The sequence below is a fragment of the Limnobacter sp. G6BE5S genome (assembly GCF_058448965.1).
The window spans coordinates 570,709-587,500 of the sequence record NZ_JBZFLM010000001.1; the positions used below are offsets into that span (position 1 = coordinate 570,709).

9 protein-coding genes are annotated in these 16,792 nt (G+C 52.9%); 3 read left to right on the forward strand and 6 right to left on the reverse strand.

The features are described from left to right. Positions 1-22: 22 nt before the first annotated feature. Positions 23-4,996: a PAS domain S-box protein gene (locus tag ACVL1J_RS02775; RefSeq protein ID WP_491665094.1), complete on the reverse strand. Its 4,974-nt coding sequence runs from the start codon at positions 4,994-4,996 to the stop codon at positions 23-25. Between the two features lie 74 nt (positions 4,997-5,070). Here ACVL1J_RS02775 and ACVL1J_RS02780 point away from each other — a divergent pair, with 74 nt between their 5' ends. Next, positions 5,071-5,946 carry a DMT family transporter gene (locus tag ACVL1J_RS02780; protein WP_341237337.1) on the forward strand — a complete coding sequence of 292 codons (876 nt, stop codon included), beginning with the start codon at positions 5,071-5,073 and terminating at the stop codon, positions 5,944-5,946. A 71-nt stretch (positions 5,947-6,017) separates the two neighbouring features. Here ACVL1J_RS02780 and ACVL1J_RS02785 read toward each other — a convergent pair whose 3' ends face one another. From ACVL1J_RS02785 to ACVL1J_RS02805, 5 genes are all read right to left on the reverse strand, one after another. Then, positions 6,018-6,584, reverse strand: a complete 567-nt coding sequence (locus tag ACVL1J_RS02785) for a fasciclin domain-containing protein (RefSeq protein WP_341237338.1) — start codon at positions 6,582-6,584, stop codon at positions 6,018-6,020. Between the two features lie 145 nt (positions 6,585-6,729). Next, positions 6,730-7,158, reverse strand: a complete 429-nt coding sequence (locus ACVL1J_RS02790; RefSeq protein WP_491665095.1) for a universal stress protein — start codon at positions 7,156-7,158, stop codon at positions 6,730-6,732. A 116-nt stretch (positions 7,159-7,274) separates the two neighbouring features. Beyond that, complete coding sequence (locus ACVL1J_RS02795) at positions 7,275-7,817, reverse strand: histidine phosphatase family protein (RefSeq protein ID WP_491665096.1); 543 nt, start codon at positions 7,815-7,817, stop codon at positions 7,275-7,277. 111 nt (positions 7,818-7,928) lie between these two features. After that, positions 7,929-8,693: a TerC family protein gene (locus tag ACVL1J_RS02800; protein WP_491665097.1), complete on the reverse strand. Its 765-nt coding sequence runs from the start codon at positions 8,691-8,693 to the stop codon at positions 7,929-7,931. A gap of 68 nt (positions 8,694-8,761) precedes the next feature. Further along, positions 8,762-11,833, reverse strand: coding sequence for an ATP-binding protein (locus ACVL1J_RS02805; RefSeq protein ID WP_491665098.1), 3,072 nt, complete (start codon positions 11,831-11,833; stop codon positions 8,762-8,764). Positions 11,834-12,048: 215 nt separating this feature from the next. Between ACVL1J_RS02805 and ACVL1J_RS02810 the strand changes: the two genes are divergently transcribed. Both ACVL1J_RS02810 and metH read left to right on the forward strand, forming a co-directional pair. Next, positions 12,049-12,555 (forward strand): YgjV family protein, encoded by a 507-nt coding sequence (locus tag ACVL1J_RS02810; protein ID WP_341237342.1) that lies wholly within the window; start codon positions 12,049-12,051, stop codon positions 12,553-12,555. 305 nt (positions 12,556-12,860) lie between these two features. After that, positions 12,861-16,655, forward strand: a complete 3,795-nt coding sequence (metH, locus tag ACVL1J_RS02815; RefSeq protein ID WP_491665099.1) for a methionine synthase — start codon at positions 12,861-12,863, stop codon at positions 16,653-16,655. Positions 16,656-16,792: the final 137 nt, after the last annotated feature.

Below are 16,792 nucleotides of genomic sequence, written 5' to 3' on the forward strand. Positions count from 1 at the left end.
AAAAATTCAGTGCCTCAAGAACTCAATTAAGTTGATTGTGCAGCAAGGCCTGAATATCAGAAATTTTTGGTGGCTTGGCCAACACCGCATCAATATTTGCCATGGGCGCTGTTAGTGTGTCCAGTTGATTGCCCCAACCCGTCAAAAGATTCACCGGGCATTTGTCGTCGATGTTCTTGATTGCCTCAGCCACTTGTCGCCCATCCATGCCGGGCATCCCCAAGTCAGTGATCACCACATCAAACGGCATCCCGTCATTCATTGCCTTTGAGAAAAGCTCAATACCGGCCGATCCCGAACTTGCTGCTTGAACGCGATGCCCACTGGCACTTAACCCATCCCGAAGCGCATTCAATACCTTGCTGTCGTCGTCGATCAACAGAATATGAAAGTTATTTGAAGGGGTCTCCGCAGGCATCGCCTCGGTCGCTGTGCGCTTTTGTCGACATGCAGACGGCAGCAATATCCGGACAGCGGTACCCTGCTGCTCGGCACTGTCGATTTCAATTGAGCCACGCATGCGTTTTACAATGCCATAGACCATTGCCAGGCCCAGGCCAGTGCCGCGTTCACCTTTGGTGGTGTAGAACGGCTCCAGGCATCGCCGTCGGGTTTCATCATCCATGCCCACACCGGAATCCCGAATTTCAATTACAACTTGATCGTGATTGTCCCTGCGCTCCAGTCGTGTGGCCAACAAAATAGATCCACCATTGGGCATGGCATCTACTGCATTGAAAATCAGATTGGTCAGCGCCTCGCGCAACTCGGATTCAGCCGCATCGATTTCTGGCACCTTGTCGTCGTGTTCAACTGTAAATTCGATTGAAATGCCGTTGCGAAGCGGGATGTCGTGCCATCGCGCCCTGGTCAATTCCATGGATTGTTCGCACACAGTCCTCAAATTGACTCGGGTCAGTTCAGTGCCTTCCTCTTGCCGCCTGGAAAACTGTCCCATCCTGTCCACTGTTCTTGCAACATCGTCGATTGCCAATTGAATCGTCCTTAGCTGTTTCACGCCGCGTTCGCTCAAATTGGTCTCGGAGCCCAGCAGGGCATCGGTGTACAAAGCCACCGGTGAAATTGCATTGTTGATGTCGTGTGCAATACCGCCAGCCATTTCTGCCAGTGCACGCAGCCGTTCTTGCTGTAACACCAGCTGTTGGGTGCGTTGCAAATTCTCGTAGGCTTCTTTCAGTTCCTGAAGCAACTCGGTTTGTGCCAATGCCAGGGCCACGTGTTCTGCAAGCTGTCTCAGGAAGTCCAGTTCGTCATCGGAAAACGAGTTCAAACCTTTGCGGGCAGTGGTAATAATCCCCAGCACTTTTTTGTCTTTCATCAGGGGGGTAATCACCATGCTGTCCAGCCCGGCCAGTTCATGCATACCCTCGCCGGTTTGGCACATGCTGCCGCCCAAATCGGGTTGGTACACAAACTCGCCCAGCAAGGCACGGTCCAGGTGCACTCCTCGCGCAGGAATACTTGCGTCCAGGAAAAATCCGATTTTGTTGGCAGCCTCTTCTGTGGCATTGCCAAACGACCGGAATGAAATGGTTTTGTCTTGCTCCGAATAAGATGCGGTCAAACAGAAATCAGCAGGCAGTTCCACTTCAATGCTGTTGGTGACCACCTGATAAATACTGGTCAGGTCGTGTCGATTACCAATGGCACGGGTAATTTCATTGAGCAAATTCATGCGCGTCAATTGCGCGGTGCTTCTGCGTTCTGATTGTCGAATGTGGCTCATGTCGGTCATGCCGCCGATCATTCGAATGCCTTTTCCGTGGTCATCGCGAATAATATAACCACGGTCCAGCACATCCAGCCAATGGCCATCTGCATGCGCGAAGCGATATTCTTCTTGCCAGTTTTCAACGCTCGAACTGATCGCTGCGGAAATACTCTTGACAGCGCGTTCCCGGTCCTCTGGGTGAATCCGGTTGGTCCATGAATCGTTGTCGGGTTCAATTTTGCTGCGATCAAACCCGAACAGTTTCTCAAATCCCTCATTCCACCAAATTTCGTCCGAAGCAATGTTCCAGTCCCAGATGCAATCCCGGGAGGCACTGGCGAGCAAACGGAATCGTTCAGATCCCTCCTTCAGTGCAGCTTCAGCCTGCTTTCTTTCCGTGATGTCCCGCTCAATGGCAACCCAGTGGGTGTACCACCCTGTTTCATCGGCCACGGGAACAATGTCCAGCTCAAGCCAGAACGGCTCGCCCGTTTTGGTGTAATTGATCAACTCTTCCCGCACGGGCTGCCAGTTTGTCAGTGCCTTGCGAATTCGGTCCAATGCATCACGTTGGGTCAGCTCGCCTTGCAATATCCGGGGTGTTTTTCCAATTGCTTCCTCCCGCGTGTATCCGGTGCGGCGCACGAACGCATCATTCACATACAGAATTTTTGGACCTTCACCGCTGATCGGTTCCGCCTCGGTGATCAGCACAATGTCGTTGAGCCGTTCCACGCAGGTTTCAAGCAGCTTCAACCGCTCCGCACTTTTGGTGCGCTCTGCAGCGAAAATCAAATTTTCAAAAGCGAAAGACAAATTCTTGGCCACAGTTTTAAGCAACTGGCGAACTTCATTGGTGAAAAAGTGAATGCCCGCCCCGAACAAAACCAAGCTTGCGCGCAGTTTACCCTGTGCATGAATGGGCAAAATCGCAAACGATTCAAGACCTTCTTCGATGGCTTGTTTGTGCCACATTTTTGCTTGCGGCTCTTCCGCCACATTTTGACAAATGTGCATTTTCCCGGCCCGCAACCGGTCGACCAGTTCGTGGTCCCGCGGCAGGGTGGTGGTCTTCATGATTTTTGAAACAAATTCTTGCTGCGAACCATCGGCTGCCGTAACTTTCAAGTCACTCAGGTCTTTGCCAAATTCGCAAACCCAGGCCAATGGAAGACCACCCAGTGAACAGAACACGCTGCACACCTCTTGCAGCAACTTCTCCGGTTTGTCCAAGGTGCTGGTAATGTCATTGACGCGTTGTTGTGCCTCCAGAAGGCGGTTCATGTGCATCAAGGTCAATACAGCAAGCTTGGAGTCGGTGATTTCCTGAAACGCACCCTGAACCCGCACAATCTCGCCTTTCTCATTGCGCACCGCCTCGCCCACCACACGTGCCCAAATGCGTCGCCCGTTCGCGGATCGCATTTCTGCTTCAACCTCAAATGGCAGTCCTTCAGTTGAACAGCGTTGCAGTGCCGCCTCCAGAATTTTTTTCCATTTGCCGTGGTAATGCCGCAAGGCCTCGTCATAACTGGTGGGTAGTTGGCCTTTGGGAAGTTCCAGAATGTCGAACACCTCATCGGACCAATACAGCCATGGTACCGGGCCCAATTCAATCGCCCAGGCCCCCAGTTTTGCGAGTCTGCCACCAATGCGTTGCAGGGCCTCGTTGCGTTTAAATTTGTCTTCGGATTGGCGTCGTTCGGTGACATCGCGTTGAATCGAAGCAAAGTAGAGCACTTCGCCATCAGATCCCACCACCGGCACAATGTCCATTTCAAGCCAGTGCGGTTTGCCGCTTTTGCCATAATTGACCAATTCAACATGCACGGACTCCCGCTGACTCAAGGCTTGTTTAACCTTTCTCAACTCAGCCTTGTCGGTCTCTGGACCTTGCAATAGTCGCGGGCTTTTGCCGATTACCTCGTCGCGGCTGTAGCCAGTCACTTTCTCGAATGCGGAATTGACATAAATAATGCGCGGGCCGGGCGCATCAATGGGTGTGGCCTCAGTAATCATCACAATGTCATTCAGGCGTTCTATGCACGCCCCCAACAATTCCATGCGCTGGCTATCAATTTGCTCGTCCAGTTGCTTGGTCAGCATCGGCATCATCGGTTCTGGCAGTGCAGGGGGCGCTATGCGCTCCTGGTCCTGGCGTATTGGCAAGGTCAAGGTAAACACAGCCCCTTTGTCGGGAGCAGACTCAGCCGTGATGTGGCCGCCGTGCCGTTCAATGATGCGTTTTACATTGGCCAGACCCATGCCGTGGCCTTCGAAATCATGGGCATTGTGCAGGCGGTGAAAGGGCTTGAACAAGCCATCGGCCCTGTCAGGGTCAAAGCCTGCGCCGTTGTCAATGACCTTGATCTCCACGATCTCATTCAGAATATTGGCCTCGACTACAATGGTGGCCAGTTCCCGAGTCTGACTGAATTTCAAGGCGTTTGACAATAAATTGACGAACACTTGTTCCAGCAAAGACTCATCGCCTTCAATGTCTGGCAATTTGGCAATGCTCCAGTCCGCCTGCCTGAGACCCTCGGCTGATTCCACCTGTGCCCTGGCTTTTTCCACAACCTCGTTCAACACCACCTGGTTGAATTTCAGTTCGCCCGAGCCCAGTCGCGCAAAAGCCAGCAGGTCAGAAACCAGTTGACCGCCCCGTGCGCTGGCCTCATTGATGCGCAGCAGGTATCTCTGCTCTTGTTCATCCAGCTTACTGTGGGCACGGCGCGTCAGGCTGCCTGCGAATCCCTGGATAATGTGGCAAAGCGAGTTCAGGTCGTGCGCAACACGCCCCGCGAAATGATCCAGTTCATGATTCATCTCCAGCAAGCGGGAATTGCTTGTGGAAAGGTCTTGAATCAGGCGGGTGTTTTGCCGTTTCAGTTTGCGAACTTCAATGGCCCGGTTCACCACAGGCATCAACTCGCTGACCTTGAATGGTTTCAGAATGTAGTCCAGCACCCCCAGCTTCATGGCATCCACTGCCGTTTTAATGCTGCCATGCCCGGTCATCAACACCGCGCACAAGTCAGAATCCAGCTGGCGTGCACGCTGAACCAGTTCAATACCGTCCATGCCAGGCAGCCGCAGATCGGTGAGCAGCACATCAAAACTTTGGGTTTTCAGCAGATCAAGGGCTGAATCGGGTTCAGCAAACCCCATGACCTTAAAGCCTGCGTCCTGCAACAGTGAACACAGTGCTTCAAGTTGGGGTTTTTCATCATCCACGACGATTATTCGGAACTGCTCGAGCATTCAAAACTCCGGTCGTCGGCTTGGTTAAGCGGATTCGCTGATTACAATGTCTCACAATTACTGGATTTCATTGAATGAATCAATACCCTCTTTTGAGAAACGCTTCATTGGCGTTTCCCTTTGTCCTGATCTGGACCAGTGCGTTTCCTGCTGCAAAAATCGGTCTCATCGACAGTCCCCCCTTGTTGTTTCTAACCTTGCGGTTTTTGGTGGCCGGCACCTTGATGCTGGCCTGGGCGCACTGGCGCGGTACGCTTCGCAGGTTGACCCTTCAAGAGTTGGGCGTGTTAAGTGCCTTGGGTTTGTTGAACCATGCACTTTATCTGGGTCTGAGCTGGACGGGTATGGGCAGCCTGTCTTCGGGTTTGTCCACGATCCTGATTAGTGCAAACCCTATTGTTGTGGCCGTGCTTTCGTCGTTTTTGTTGCGTGAACCCCTCACGCGCCAAAAAGTGCTGGGTTTGGCTCTGGGCTTTCTGGGGGTGGCCTTTATTGTTCGAAACCGGATTGGATCAAGCACCGATACCCTGGAGGGATTTTTGCTCGTGCTGGCCGCACTGCTGACCTTGGCATTTGGCACGGTGCTGTATAAAAAATGGCCAGTGCGCACCGACATCGTGACCGGAACCGGTTTCCAGATCATTCTCAGTGGTCTCATGCTGTTGCCCGTTGCTGTCTTCATGGAAGACTGGTCCGCAATTGCCTGGACGCCATCGTTTGCAGGCGCATTTGCCTGGTTGGTGCTGGTGGTGTCCATTACCGGGTATCAACTGTGGTTCAACTTGCTCGAGCGTGGCAGTGCCAGCGCGGCCAGCGTGTGGTTTTTCCTCACACCGCCCCTGGGTTTGCTGGCGGGCGCCTGGCTACTTGACGAGCCCCTGAACTGGATCGATTTCATCGGGATCGTCCCAGTGGTTTTGGGCATTGTTTTGGTGACCAGGTCCCGTTAGAAAGGGCGCAAAAAAAGGCGAACCACGAGGGCTCGCCAAAACAGCAATTTTAGGTCGAAGATGACGACAGATCAGGAGTTGGGCAGCAACACGCTATTCACCACATGAATCACGCCATTGGATTGGGTGACGTTGGCAATGGTTACTTCAGCAGTACCGCCTTTTTCGTCAACCAAGATCACTTTGTCGCCCTGCAGCTTTGCGCCCAGTGAGGCACCCGAGGCTGTTTTCAGCGTGGCCATGCCACCCGCCTGAACAATCTTGTTGCTCAAATCAGCCGCTGTAATATTTCCGGGGACCACATGGTAGGTGAGCACACCCTGCAGCGCAGCCTTGTTTTCCGGCTTCAAGAGCGTATCCACTGTGCCGCTTGGCAATTCCGCAAAGGCAGCATTGGTTGGGGCAAATACAGTGAAAGGACCTTTGCTTTTCAACGTATCAACCAAGCCGGCAGCTTTAACTGCCGTGACCAAGGTGGTGTGATCTTTTGAATTGACGGCGTTGTCGACAATGTCTTTGCTTGGCAGCATGGGTGCACCGCCCACCATGATTTCGGCGTGAGCAGGCAGGCTAAAAGCGGCGGCTGACAGTGCAATGGAACCGATCAGGCTTGCTGTCGTGAGTTTTGATTTCAACATGTTTACTACCTCCAGTTGGAATTTCAAGCTACAAGATTTTCCAAACGTCATGGCTCGCAGGCCAGAATCGTTAACAGTTCGAGGTCACTGAAGGCAGTAAGTTCAAAGCATGCGGGTTAAGTTTTGTTAAGGATGCCTTATCGTATTATTTGGTGATCAACACGGCACATTTGGCTTGGGTCACTACTTCATTGGCAACACTGCCCAACATCAAACGGTTCAAGCCGGAATGGCCGTGCGAGCCCATGATGATCAAATCCGCGTGTGATGCCTTGGCCACGTCCAGAATGGCTGTCGACGGGCGCTTGCCTTGTTTGATCACCGTGTCAACGGAATCAGCAGACATTTTGCGTTTGGGCACCATGGCCTTGATTTGCTCGAATGCCTTGTTGGCTGTTTCTTCCGAACGTTTGTTGAATTCAGCTTTCTCAGCCTTGTCCAGGTAAAAATAAGGGGCAGACACGTACACCACGGTGAGCTGTGCCTTGCTGCTGGCAGCCAATTCCACGGCCTTGGCTGCAGCGGCCATGGAGCATTCAGACGCATCGGTGGCCAATAAAATACTGGTGAACATAGTGTAAATCCCCTTCTTGTTGAATATTGTTTGCTTCAGGGCATGCCTGTTTGTGAAATTCGAGTGTACAAGTTGTTAAAGGTTCAGGCAAAACCACAGGCGCACCGCAATGTCAGCTAATCAGAATTGATTGTGCCCACCACTTGAATTTCCCCATTCTGACCAAGCTTGAAAAGAATGATCTGGCCTGATGCCGGGTACACACCAGTCAAAGCGGTGGTGTTTACCTGGTGCGTCACATAGAGTATTTTTTCTGTTGGTCCAAGCGCAGCGATGTGCTTTTTCAAGGCAGCGGTTTGGTTTTTACTGTGGCTTCGGTCTCGAAAAAATGAATTCAAGGCGGGCAATTCCTGCACTTTGCCAAGTCTTAGTTCTTTGGCGGTGTCCAAACAGCGGCACCACTGGCTTGAATAAACCGCACTCAGCGCAATGCCTTGTTTTCGAATGGTTTCTCCCAGTGCGCGGGCTTCCTGTCGCCCTGTTTCATTCAGATTACGTTGTGTGTCGCAACGGCCAAGCGTGAAATGTTCCGGGTCACCAAAGCCGGGTGCCGTGGCATGTCGCATGATGGCGTGCACCCCTTCTTGTTTCCACACCGCCCAGACGTTTTCACTGTTGGCAACGGTTTTGGCTGGAAGCAAAGCCAGAGGAAGCCACATGAAAAGGACTTTGAATACACGAGAAAGCATGGGCATTGCCTGAACTACCAGGTACCAGAAAAACAAAAAGCCAGTTTACACTGGCTTTTTGTCTCGGAAACTACAGCGCTTTTACACTTCGGCTTGCGCCATTGCTTTCAGCTTTTCACGCTTGGCGCGTGAGCGCAGGTTCAGCAATTCGACCAGCAAAGAGAAGCCCATTGCGCTGTACAGGTAAGCCTTCGGTACATGTTGACCAAAGCTTTCTGCGATCAGCAACATGCCCACCATCATCAGGAAGGCCAGGGCAAGCACCTTAACCGATGTATGGGCTTCCACGAACTCGCCAATTGACTTGGCAAACACCATCATGACGCCCACGGCCACCATCACCGCAGCGATCATAACCTCGATGTCATCTGCCATACCCACCGCAGTAATGACCGAATCCAGGCTGAACACGATGTCCAGAATACCGATCTGAATGATGGAGTACCAAAACAGTTTGGCACCGGTTTTCTGAATTGCGGCGCCGGCCTCGAGTTCTTCTTGAACCTGGTGCGGGGCTTCCACTTCCAGATAAATTTCTTTGGAGGCTTTCCACAACAGAAACAGACCACCGAAGAAAAGCACCAGGTCTCGGCCAGTAATGGCCTTCTCCAATACGGTAAACAGCGGTTCGGTCAAACCGATGATCCAGGAAAGCGAAAACAGCAGGCCCACACGGGTGGCCATCGCAAACATCAAACCAAATTGGCGCACGCGGTCACGAATGTCTGCGGGTAGCTTCGACACCAGCACTGTGATGAACACAATGTTGTCGATACCCAGCACAATTTCCAAGGCCGTCAAAATCGCAAATGCGACCCAAACGTTTGGATCCATTAATAATTCCATAAAACACCCCGTTTTTTAGTCAATTTCAACAGCCCGCTATTTTGCACCACATTTCGCATGGTGGGTGATCATTTCGTATTCTGACTGCTTATTGCCAAGCGATTTAACAACAAATTGAACTGAATGGGTTTTGCAAAGTGATAGTTAAATCCAGCAGCAACCGCCCGTTCAATGTCGCTGTCAAATGCATACCCGGTTAATGCGGCCGCCTCACAGTGTTGATTGGGGCCAGCGTTTTCCCGTATTTTCTCAATTACTTCATAACCCGACAGTTTGGGCATGTCGATATCAAGCAGGATAAAGTCATAGGGTTCGGTCATGGCCTTATTCAGGGCTTCTTTGCCGTCTCGGGCCACATCCACAGAGTGAGCATCCTTTTGCAAAAAGGTCTGAATCAGTTTGATATTCAGTGGCGTGTCGTCTGCAACCAGAACCCGCAAGGGTCGGCTTGGCAGGATGCGCTCCTGACTTTGTTCGTTGAGCTGGTATTCCCGTTTCAGGGTTACTGAAAACATGACCTGAGTGCCATGGCCCGGCTCCGATTCAAGTTGTATTTCTCCGCCCATGGCATTGACCAGGCTTTTCACAATCGACAAGCCCAGTCCTGTGCCGCCAAACCGGTTCTCGCGGTCGGTGTGTACCTGTGAAAACGGTTTAAACAACTGCGATTGCTTTTCTTTTGGAATGCCGAGTCCGGTGTCGCTGACTGCGAAAGTTAGCAAGTCTTCCGTGGCGTTAAGTGGCGTATTGATTACTTTTAGGCTAACTTTGCCGTGAGAAGTAAACTTGATGGCGTTAGATAGCAAATTTTGAAGTATTTGCCGCAAGCGACCCATGTCGCCTGAATAAATTTGATGATCCTCGAGCTTGTTCTCAAGCTCGAATTTGACACCTTTGGATTCGCAAGTCAGGCGAGGAAGCTCAGTGCTGCCCTTGAGTAACTGGTCCATCAAGAATGGTGACTCAATCAGTTTCACCATGCCTGACTCCAGTTTCGAGAAGTCCAGAATGTCATTCAAGATGGCAGACAAGGTTTCCGACGACTGAACGAGATAACCCGCCTGCTCTTTCAAGTCGCCTGGTGGCAAGTCCATTTCAAGCAAACGAGCAAAACCCATGATGCCATTCAGGGGGGTGCGAATCTCATGACTCATCGTGGCCAAAAAGCGGCTCTTCTCCGCGTTGGCGTCTTTTTCAGCCTTGGCCGCAATGGCCGTTTCACGCAACCGGCCCTCCAGTTCCAGCTGCACCGTGCGGTCCAGGTGGGTACCCACTACACGGGTGGGTCGGCCATCTTGATCCCGCACAACCAAGGCTCTGGCCAGTATGTGCACCCAGTGACCCTTTTTGTGGGCCATGCAAAACTCGGCTTCGTAGGAGTCTTTTTCCGGGTCGTCCAGGGCATCTGCCAGTGTCTTCTTGGCAACCTCCAGATCATCCGGTGCGGTCAGCCGCTCCCAAGTGTCAAAGTCGTTGCTTAGTTCATGGTCTTCGTAACCCAGCAAGCGCTTCCAGCTGGGTGAAAAATACACTTTGTCGGTGCCCACTTGCCAATCCCACAGGCCATCGTGAGAGCCCTCCATGGCCAGCTTGAAGCGTTCTTCACTTTCTGCGAGGCTGTCGCGCATCAGGCGTTCCTCGGTTACGTCTTTGCACATCAAAATGATGCCGCCGCGGTGCCCGTCGGGTCGAAGCCAGGGCTCAATGGCCCAATCCAGCCAAATGGTCTGGCCATCGGGGCTGGTCCAGGGGTCTGATGTGGCCGACAGGCTTTCACCCGCCAGGCCAGCCCTGTGCGCCTGGCGCCAGCGTTCATGCAGGTTGGGTACCACATCGTAGTGATTTTTACCCACCAGGCTTCCATTGTGCCCGGTTGCAAAAGTTTGTACCCAGCGCGCCGATGCCGCTACATAGTTCATCTCCGTGTCGAACATCGCAATTGGAACGGGCGCTTGTACAATCAGGGCCTCGACAACCCAATAACTTTCTTTGGTTGATTTCAGCGCATTTTCAAGCGACAGGCTTTTTGCAGTCAGCCCACGGGTCAGGTCCAGAATGTCTCTGGAAATGGGTTGCAACTCGGTGGGCAACTCATTCATGGAAGCCTCGAGTGCCTTCGGATCATTTTTGCGCACAAGATCCAGATAGGCGCTTGCTTTGGCAGACAAGCTGCGGCCCAAAGCCAACACCAGCAAGAGCGTGGCGACTGTCCCGATAATCAGGGCCAGAATTGCACCGATCAGCGCTTTCGAGATGGGCGAGGAAACCGTGTCCAAAGACGTGACTGTGGCAGAAATCCAGCCCAAATCGCTGGTTTCCGCGCTTTTGTTGGGCGCAAAGGCCACCAGGTAGTTTTCCCCGTCACTCAGCCTTTCAATCGACCAGTTGCTTTCTCCGGCCACGGCCTTTTGAAAACCTGCCATGGCAGTCCAGGCTGTGCTGTCTTGAAAGTCAGCCAAATCCAGCCGGTTGCCCATTCTTAAGGTCCCGTCTTTGGCCAGAATGACAGTGGGCGCAGACGGGTTAATGGTGTTGAATACGTCCTGCTCAATTTCGGAAATGAAATATTTCCAGTCCAGATGAATCCCGATCACGCCAATAATTTCGTCTTGCCGGTTTCTCAGTGGCGTTGTGAAATCAATAAACTGGTATTTCTCTTCGGCCCGGGCAGGCAACAGGGCCGCCAACAATGCAGCCTCATGCACATCCATGATCGCGGGTTCGGTCAAACCTCGCTTGAACCACGGGCGTGCGGCCACGCTTTTGCCAACCAGCAGGTTGTCAAGCGCTGCCAATACCGTGCCATCTGGCGCAGCCACACCAATCCACAAGTATCCCGGCGTGTGGTCACGCATAATTTGCAGCAGCCTGGTTTGTTCCTCCGGCGAGTAGTTTCCGAAAGACTGCTCGATCCGGCTGGTGTAGACCAGGTCGCGCAAGTGTGCCTTCAGGTGGCGGTCAACAGACTGAGCGACTTGCTCGGTTTGCGCCGTGGCATTCACGCCAGCCTGATTGATGGTGTTGTTGCGCAAAATCCAGTGGGCCGTAAAGGCCACAGGAATTGACAGCAGGAACAGGGCGATCAAGCTACCTGCGATCAGGCGGCTGGTGAAGCTTGCCCGAATATTGAAATTAAGCATGAAGCTGAATGTATGTAAATTGTGGATGGGTCACTGTAACTCACCACACGACAAGGCTCAATCGTTAAACAGGATCAATTTATGTTGTAGATCAAGGGATTGAATCAATTCAATTTGATTTCTGCTTTGTACGAGCCTGTTAACAATTCAAAGGTAGTATGTCGCTCTAACTTGAACACTGAGCGGAATCTTTCGAATTGGACTCTTGGGATCTGTTGACCAGAGCAGTTGGTATTTTGGCCTTTGGTCTGAGTATTGCGGGTTTTTGCGTGATCTCTGAACGTGGCACCAAGCTGTTGTTCGCAATTTCTTCAATGGCCTGGGGATTTCAATATTATCTGTTGGGTGTTCACACTGGTTTTCTGATCATGCTGCTTACGGGCGTGCGCCAAGCGGTCACCATCTATTCAAATGTCATGAGTCGTCGCTTGCGCATGGCATTGGTTGTTGGCTTTTCCAGTGTGGCGGTGGGCATTGCCGCATTCACCTGGCAGGGCTGGCTGGCCAGTTCTTTGCCTCTTTTTGCTACCTTGTTGGGCACATGGGCCTTGTTCATGATGGGCAATGTGGGCATGCGCAAAGCCACATTGGCCACCAATGCGTTGTGGGCAGTGCATGGCTATCTGTTTGATTCCTGGGAGTTGTGCCTGACCATGATCGTGATTACGGTGGCCAATCTGTATGGTCTGTACCGTTTGCGCGGGGCCACTGCGGTGCCGTGAAATGGGGAAAAGCGGGAAATTCAAGGATGCGGGGGGAAGCAAGTGTGCTGTGCTGTTTTGCCGGCTTTGCAAGGCTTCCCGGCGGATTCGCAGCGCGGGGCGGTTCCGACAGGAACCGATGCGAAGACGCCAAAGCGTTTCGCATGCCCCAAGCCAGAAGCATCAAGCCGGAATCAGAAGCATTGCTTAGGCAAGATTGCGCAGCACACTTGCTTCACCGTATGTCCAGAGTGCAACGCTTCTTAGCATTTCCCTGCTAAAATGCAGCCTGTTTTCAAACCCTTGCATCATATAGAGGCCCCGCGATGAACACGCGCCCCGCTTCTTCGCCTGCCGAGCACAACAGCCTTGTTGTCAACGGCGCCGCAGTCGAAGCCCAACTCCGTGAATTACTCCAAAAACGCATCCTGATTCTGGACGGTGCAACCGGCACCATGATCCAGCAGTACAAGCTCACGGAAGCCCAGTACCGGGGCGAGCGTTTCGCTGATTTTCACCGCGACATCAAGGGCAACAACGAGTTGCTGGTGCTGACCCAGCCCGCCATCATGACCGAAATTCATGAGCAGTACCTGGCAGCCGGCGCCGACATTCTGGAAACAAACACCTTTGGAGCCACCACTGTGGCGCAGGCCGACTACGAGATGGAACACCTCGTGGACGAAATGAACCGTGCGGCGGCCCGCCTGTGCAAAGCAGCCTGTGTGAAATATTCCACACCGGATAAACCCCGTTTTGCAGCGGGTGCCCTGGGCCCCACACCCAAAACCGCGTCGATCAGCCCCGATGTCAACGACCCCGGCGCGCGCAACATCACATTCGACCAACTTGTTGAAACCTACTACCAGCAAACCAAAGGCCTGGTCGAAGGCGGCGTCGACCTGCTCTTGGTTGAAACCATTTTCGACACGCTGAACGCCAAAGCTGCGCTGTTCGCGATCGACCAGTATTTCGAAGATTCCGGCAACAAGTTGCCCATCATGATTTCCGGCACGGTGACCGATGCCTCTGGCCGCGTGTTGTCAGGCCAAACCGTTGAAGCCTTCTGGAACTCGGTTCGCCACGCCAAGCCCATCACCATTGGTTTGAACTGCGCCTTGGGTGCATCCCTCATGCGCCCCTACGTGGCCGAACTCAGCAAAATTTGCGATGTTCCCATTTGCGTGTACCCCAACGCCGGTTTGCCCAACCCCATGAGCGACACCGGCTTTGACGAAACACCGGAAATTACCTCGAGCCTGGTGAAAGAATTTGCGCAAGCTGGCTTCCTGAACGTGGCTGGTGGTTGCTGCGGTACCACGCCCGATCACATTGCCGCCATTGCCAAAGCCTTGGAAAACAAACAGCCGCGTGCCATTCCCACCGTGGAACCCAAGTGCCGCTTGTCCGGCCTTGAGCCACTGAACGTTGACGATTCCAGCCTGTTCATCAACGTGGGCGAGCGCACCAACGTAACGGGTTCCAAAGCATTCGCTCGCATGATTTTGAACGAGCAGTACGACGAAGCGCTCAGCGTGGCCCGTCAGCAAGTTGAAAACGGCGCGCAGATTGTCGACGTGAACATGGACGAAGCCATGCTCGACTCCAAAGCCGCCATGGTGAAGTTCCTGAACCTGATGGCGTCTGAACCTGATATTTCACGCGTGCCGGTGATGATCGATTCTTCCAAATGGGAAGTGATTGAGGCCGGCCTGAAATGCGTGCAAGGCAAGGCGGTGGTCAACTCCATTTCCATGAAGGAAGGCGTCGACGAATTCAAACGCCAGGCCAAATTGTGCAAGCGCTACGGCGCAGCCGTTATCGTCATGGCCTTCGACGAAAAAGGTCAGGCCGACACCTACGCCCGCAAAACTGAAATTTGCGAACGTGCTTACAACATTCTCGTGAACGAAGTCGGTTTCCCTGCTGAAGACATTATTTTCGACCCGAATATTTTCGCGATTGCCACCGGCATCGAGGAACACGACAACTACGGCAACGACTTCATCGAGGCCACCGGCTGGATCAAGAAAAATCTGCCGCACGCCAAAATTTCCGGTGGTGTGTCCAACGTGTCCTTCAGTTTCCGCGGCAACGAACCCGCACGCGAAGCCATTCACACCGTGTTCCTGTACCACGCCATCAAGAATGGCATGACCATGGGCATTGTGAATGCCGGCATGATGGGCGTGTACGACGACCTGGAGCCCGAACTCAAAGCCCGCGTAGAAGACATTGTGCTGAACCGTCAGCCCAAGCTGGCCGAGAACGACCCCGATTTCGGTAAAACCGCCACCGAGCGAATGATCGAATTCGCAGGCACCCTAAAAGCGGGTGGCAAAAAGCTGGAAGAAAACCTGGAGTGGCGCAACCAGCCAGTACAGAAACGCCTGGCTCACGCCTTGGTGCACGGCATCACCAACTTCATTGTTGAAGACACTGAAGAATGCCGGGCTGAAATTGCAGCCAATGGCGGGCGTCCAATCAATGTGATTGAAGGCCCCCTGATGGACGGCATGAACGTGGTCGGCGACCTGTTCGGTGCCGGCAAAATGTTCCTGCCGCAAGTGGTAAAAAGTGCCCGCGTCATGAAGCAGGCGGTGGCCCACCTGATTCCCTACATTGAAGAAGAGAAAAAGCAATTGGTGGCTGCCGGTGGCGATGCCAAAGCCAAAGGCAAAATCCTGATTGCCACCGTGAAAGGCGATGTGCACGACATTGGCAAAAACATTGTCACGGTTGTTCTTCAGTGCAACAACTTTGAAGTTGAAAACATGGGCGTGATGGTGCCCGCTGAGCAAATTCTCGCCAAGGCCAAAGAAATCAACGCCGACATCATTGGCTTGTCGGGTCTCATTACGCCGTCGCTTGAAGAAATGGCTTACGTGGCAAGCGAAATGCAACGCGACCCCTACTTCCGGGACCGTGGTATTCCCTTGTTGATCGGTGGCGCCACCACCAGCCGCGTGCACACCGCCGTGAAAATTGCCCCGCATTACGAAGGCCCCACGGTGTATGTGTCGGATGCAAGCCGTTCTGTGGGCGTGGCCTCCAATTTGTTGTCCGATGAGTCGGCCGACACATTCAAATCGGATTTAAAAACTGAATACGAACGCGTTCGTGAACAGCACGCCAACAAAAAGGCACAACCGCTGATCAGCATTGGAGCTGCGCGCGCCAACAAACAGAAAATTGATTGGGCCAGCTACACACCACCCAAGCCCAAGTTCATTGGCAAGCGTTACTTCAAGAACTACGACCTGGCCGACATTGCGCAGTACATCGACTGGACCCCTTTCTTCCAAACCTGGGATTTGCATGGCGGTTACCCCCGCGTATTGCAAGACGACCTGGTTGGTGAAGCTGCCCGCAAAGTGTTTGAAGACGGCCAGGCCATGCTGAAAAAATGCATCGAAGGCCGCTGGTTGCAAGCCAATGCGGCAATCGCCTTCTACCCGGCCAACACCGTGGATGATGATCACATTGAAGTGTATGCCGATGAAAGCCGCAGCCAAGTGCTGTTTACCTACAGCCCTTTGCGCCAGCAAGGCGAAAAGCGCGAAGGCATACCCAACAAATCACTGGCCGACTTCATTGCACCGAAAGGCGCAGGCGAAGACTACATCGGCATGTTCGCGGTAACAGCCGGTTTGGGTGTGGAAAAAAAGGAAGCGCAATTCCAGGCTGAGCATGACGACTACTCCTCCATCATGTTCAAAGCCATTGCCGACCGCTTGGCCGAAGCCTTTGCCGAATGCCTGCACCACCGTGTGCGCAAAGACCTTTGGGGGTATGTCGCCGATGAAGCCTTGAGCAATGAAGAACTGATTGCCGAGAAGTACCAAGGCATTCGCCCCGCACCGGGTTACCCTGCCTGCCCCGAGCACACCATCAAGCGCAATATGTTTGAAGTAATGCAGTGTGAAGAAATCGGCATGACCTTGACGGAAAGCCTGGCCATGAACCCGGCTGCAAGTGTTTCAGGCTTCTACTTCGCCAATCCCGAAAGTGATTACTTCAATGTGGGTACGGTTGGGCAAGATCAATTCAGAGCCCTACTGGAGTACTCGGGCCGAAGTGAAGAAGATTTGAAAAGGGCATTGAGCACCAACCTGACCTGACATGTCGAGCATCCACAGCGTCGCCCCACCCGGCGCTGTGTAGTCGAAATCGATTCATCGCAATTTTTGTCCAGAAAAGACGAACTTTGTTGAGTTTGAACGCCACCTAGTAAGCACTAGAAAACCGAATTCAAGGT

Coding starts and splice junctions, on each gene's coding strand:
- ACVL1J_RS02775 (WP_491665094.1), bottom strand. CDS start 4,996: ATGCTCGAGCAGTTCCGAATAATCGTCGTGGATGATGAAAAACCCCAA.
- ACVL1J_RS02780 (WP_341237337.1), top strand. CDS start 5,071: ATGAATCAATACCCTCTTTTGAGAAACGCTTCATTGGCGTTTCCCTTT.
- ACVL1J_RS02785 (WP_341237338.1), bottom strand. CDS start 6,584: ATGTTGAAATCAAAACTCACGACAGCAAGCCTGATCGGTTCCATTGCA.
- ACVL1J_RS02790 (WP_491665095.1), bottom strand. CDS start 7,158: ATGTTCACCAGTATTTTATTGGCCACCGATGCGTCTGAATGCTCCATG.
- ACVL1J_RS02795 (WP_491665096.1), bottom strand. CDS start 7,817: ATGTGGCTTCCTCTGGCTTTGCTTCCAGCCAAAACCGTTGCCAACAGT.
- ACVL1J_RS02800 (WP_491665097.1), bottom strand. CDS start 8,693: ATGGAATTATTAATGGATCCAAACGTTTGGGTCGCATTTGCGATTTTG.
- ACVL1J_RS02805 (WP_491665098.1), bottom strand. CDS start 11,833: ATGCTTAATTTCAATATTCGGGCAAGCTTCACCAGCCGCCTGATCGCA.
- metH (WP_491665099.1), top strand. CDS start 12,861: ATGAACACGCGCCCCGCTTCTTCGCCTGCCGAGCACAACAGCCTTGTT.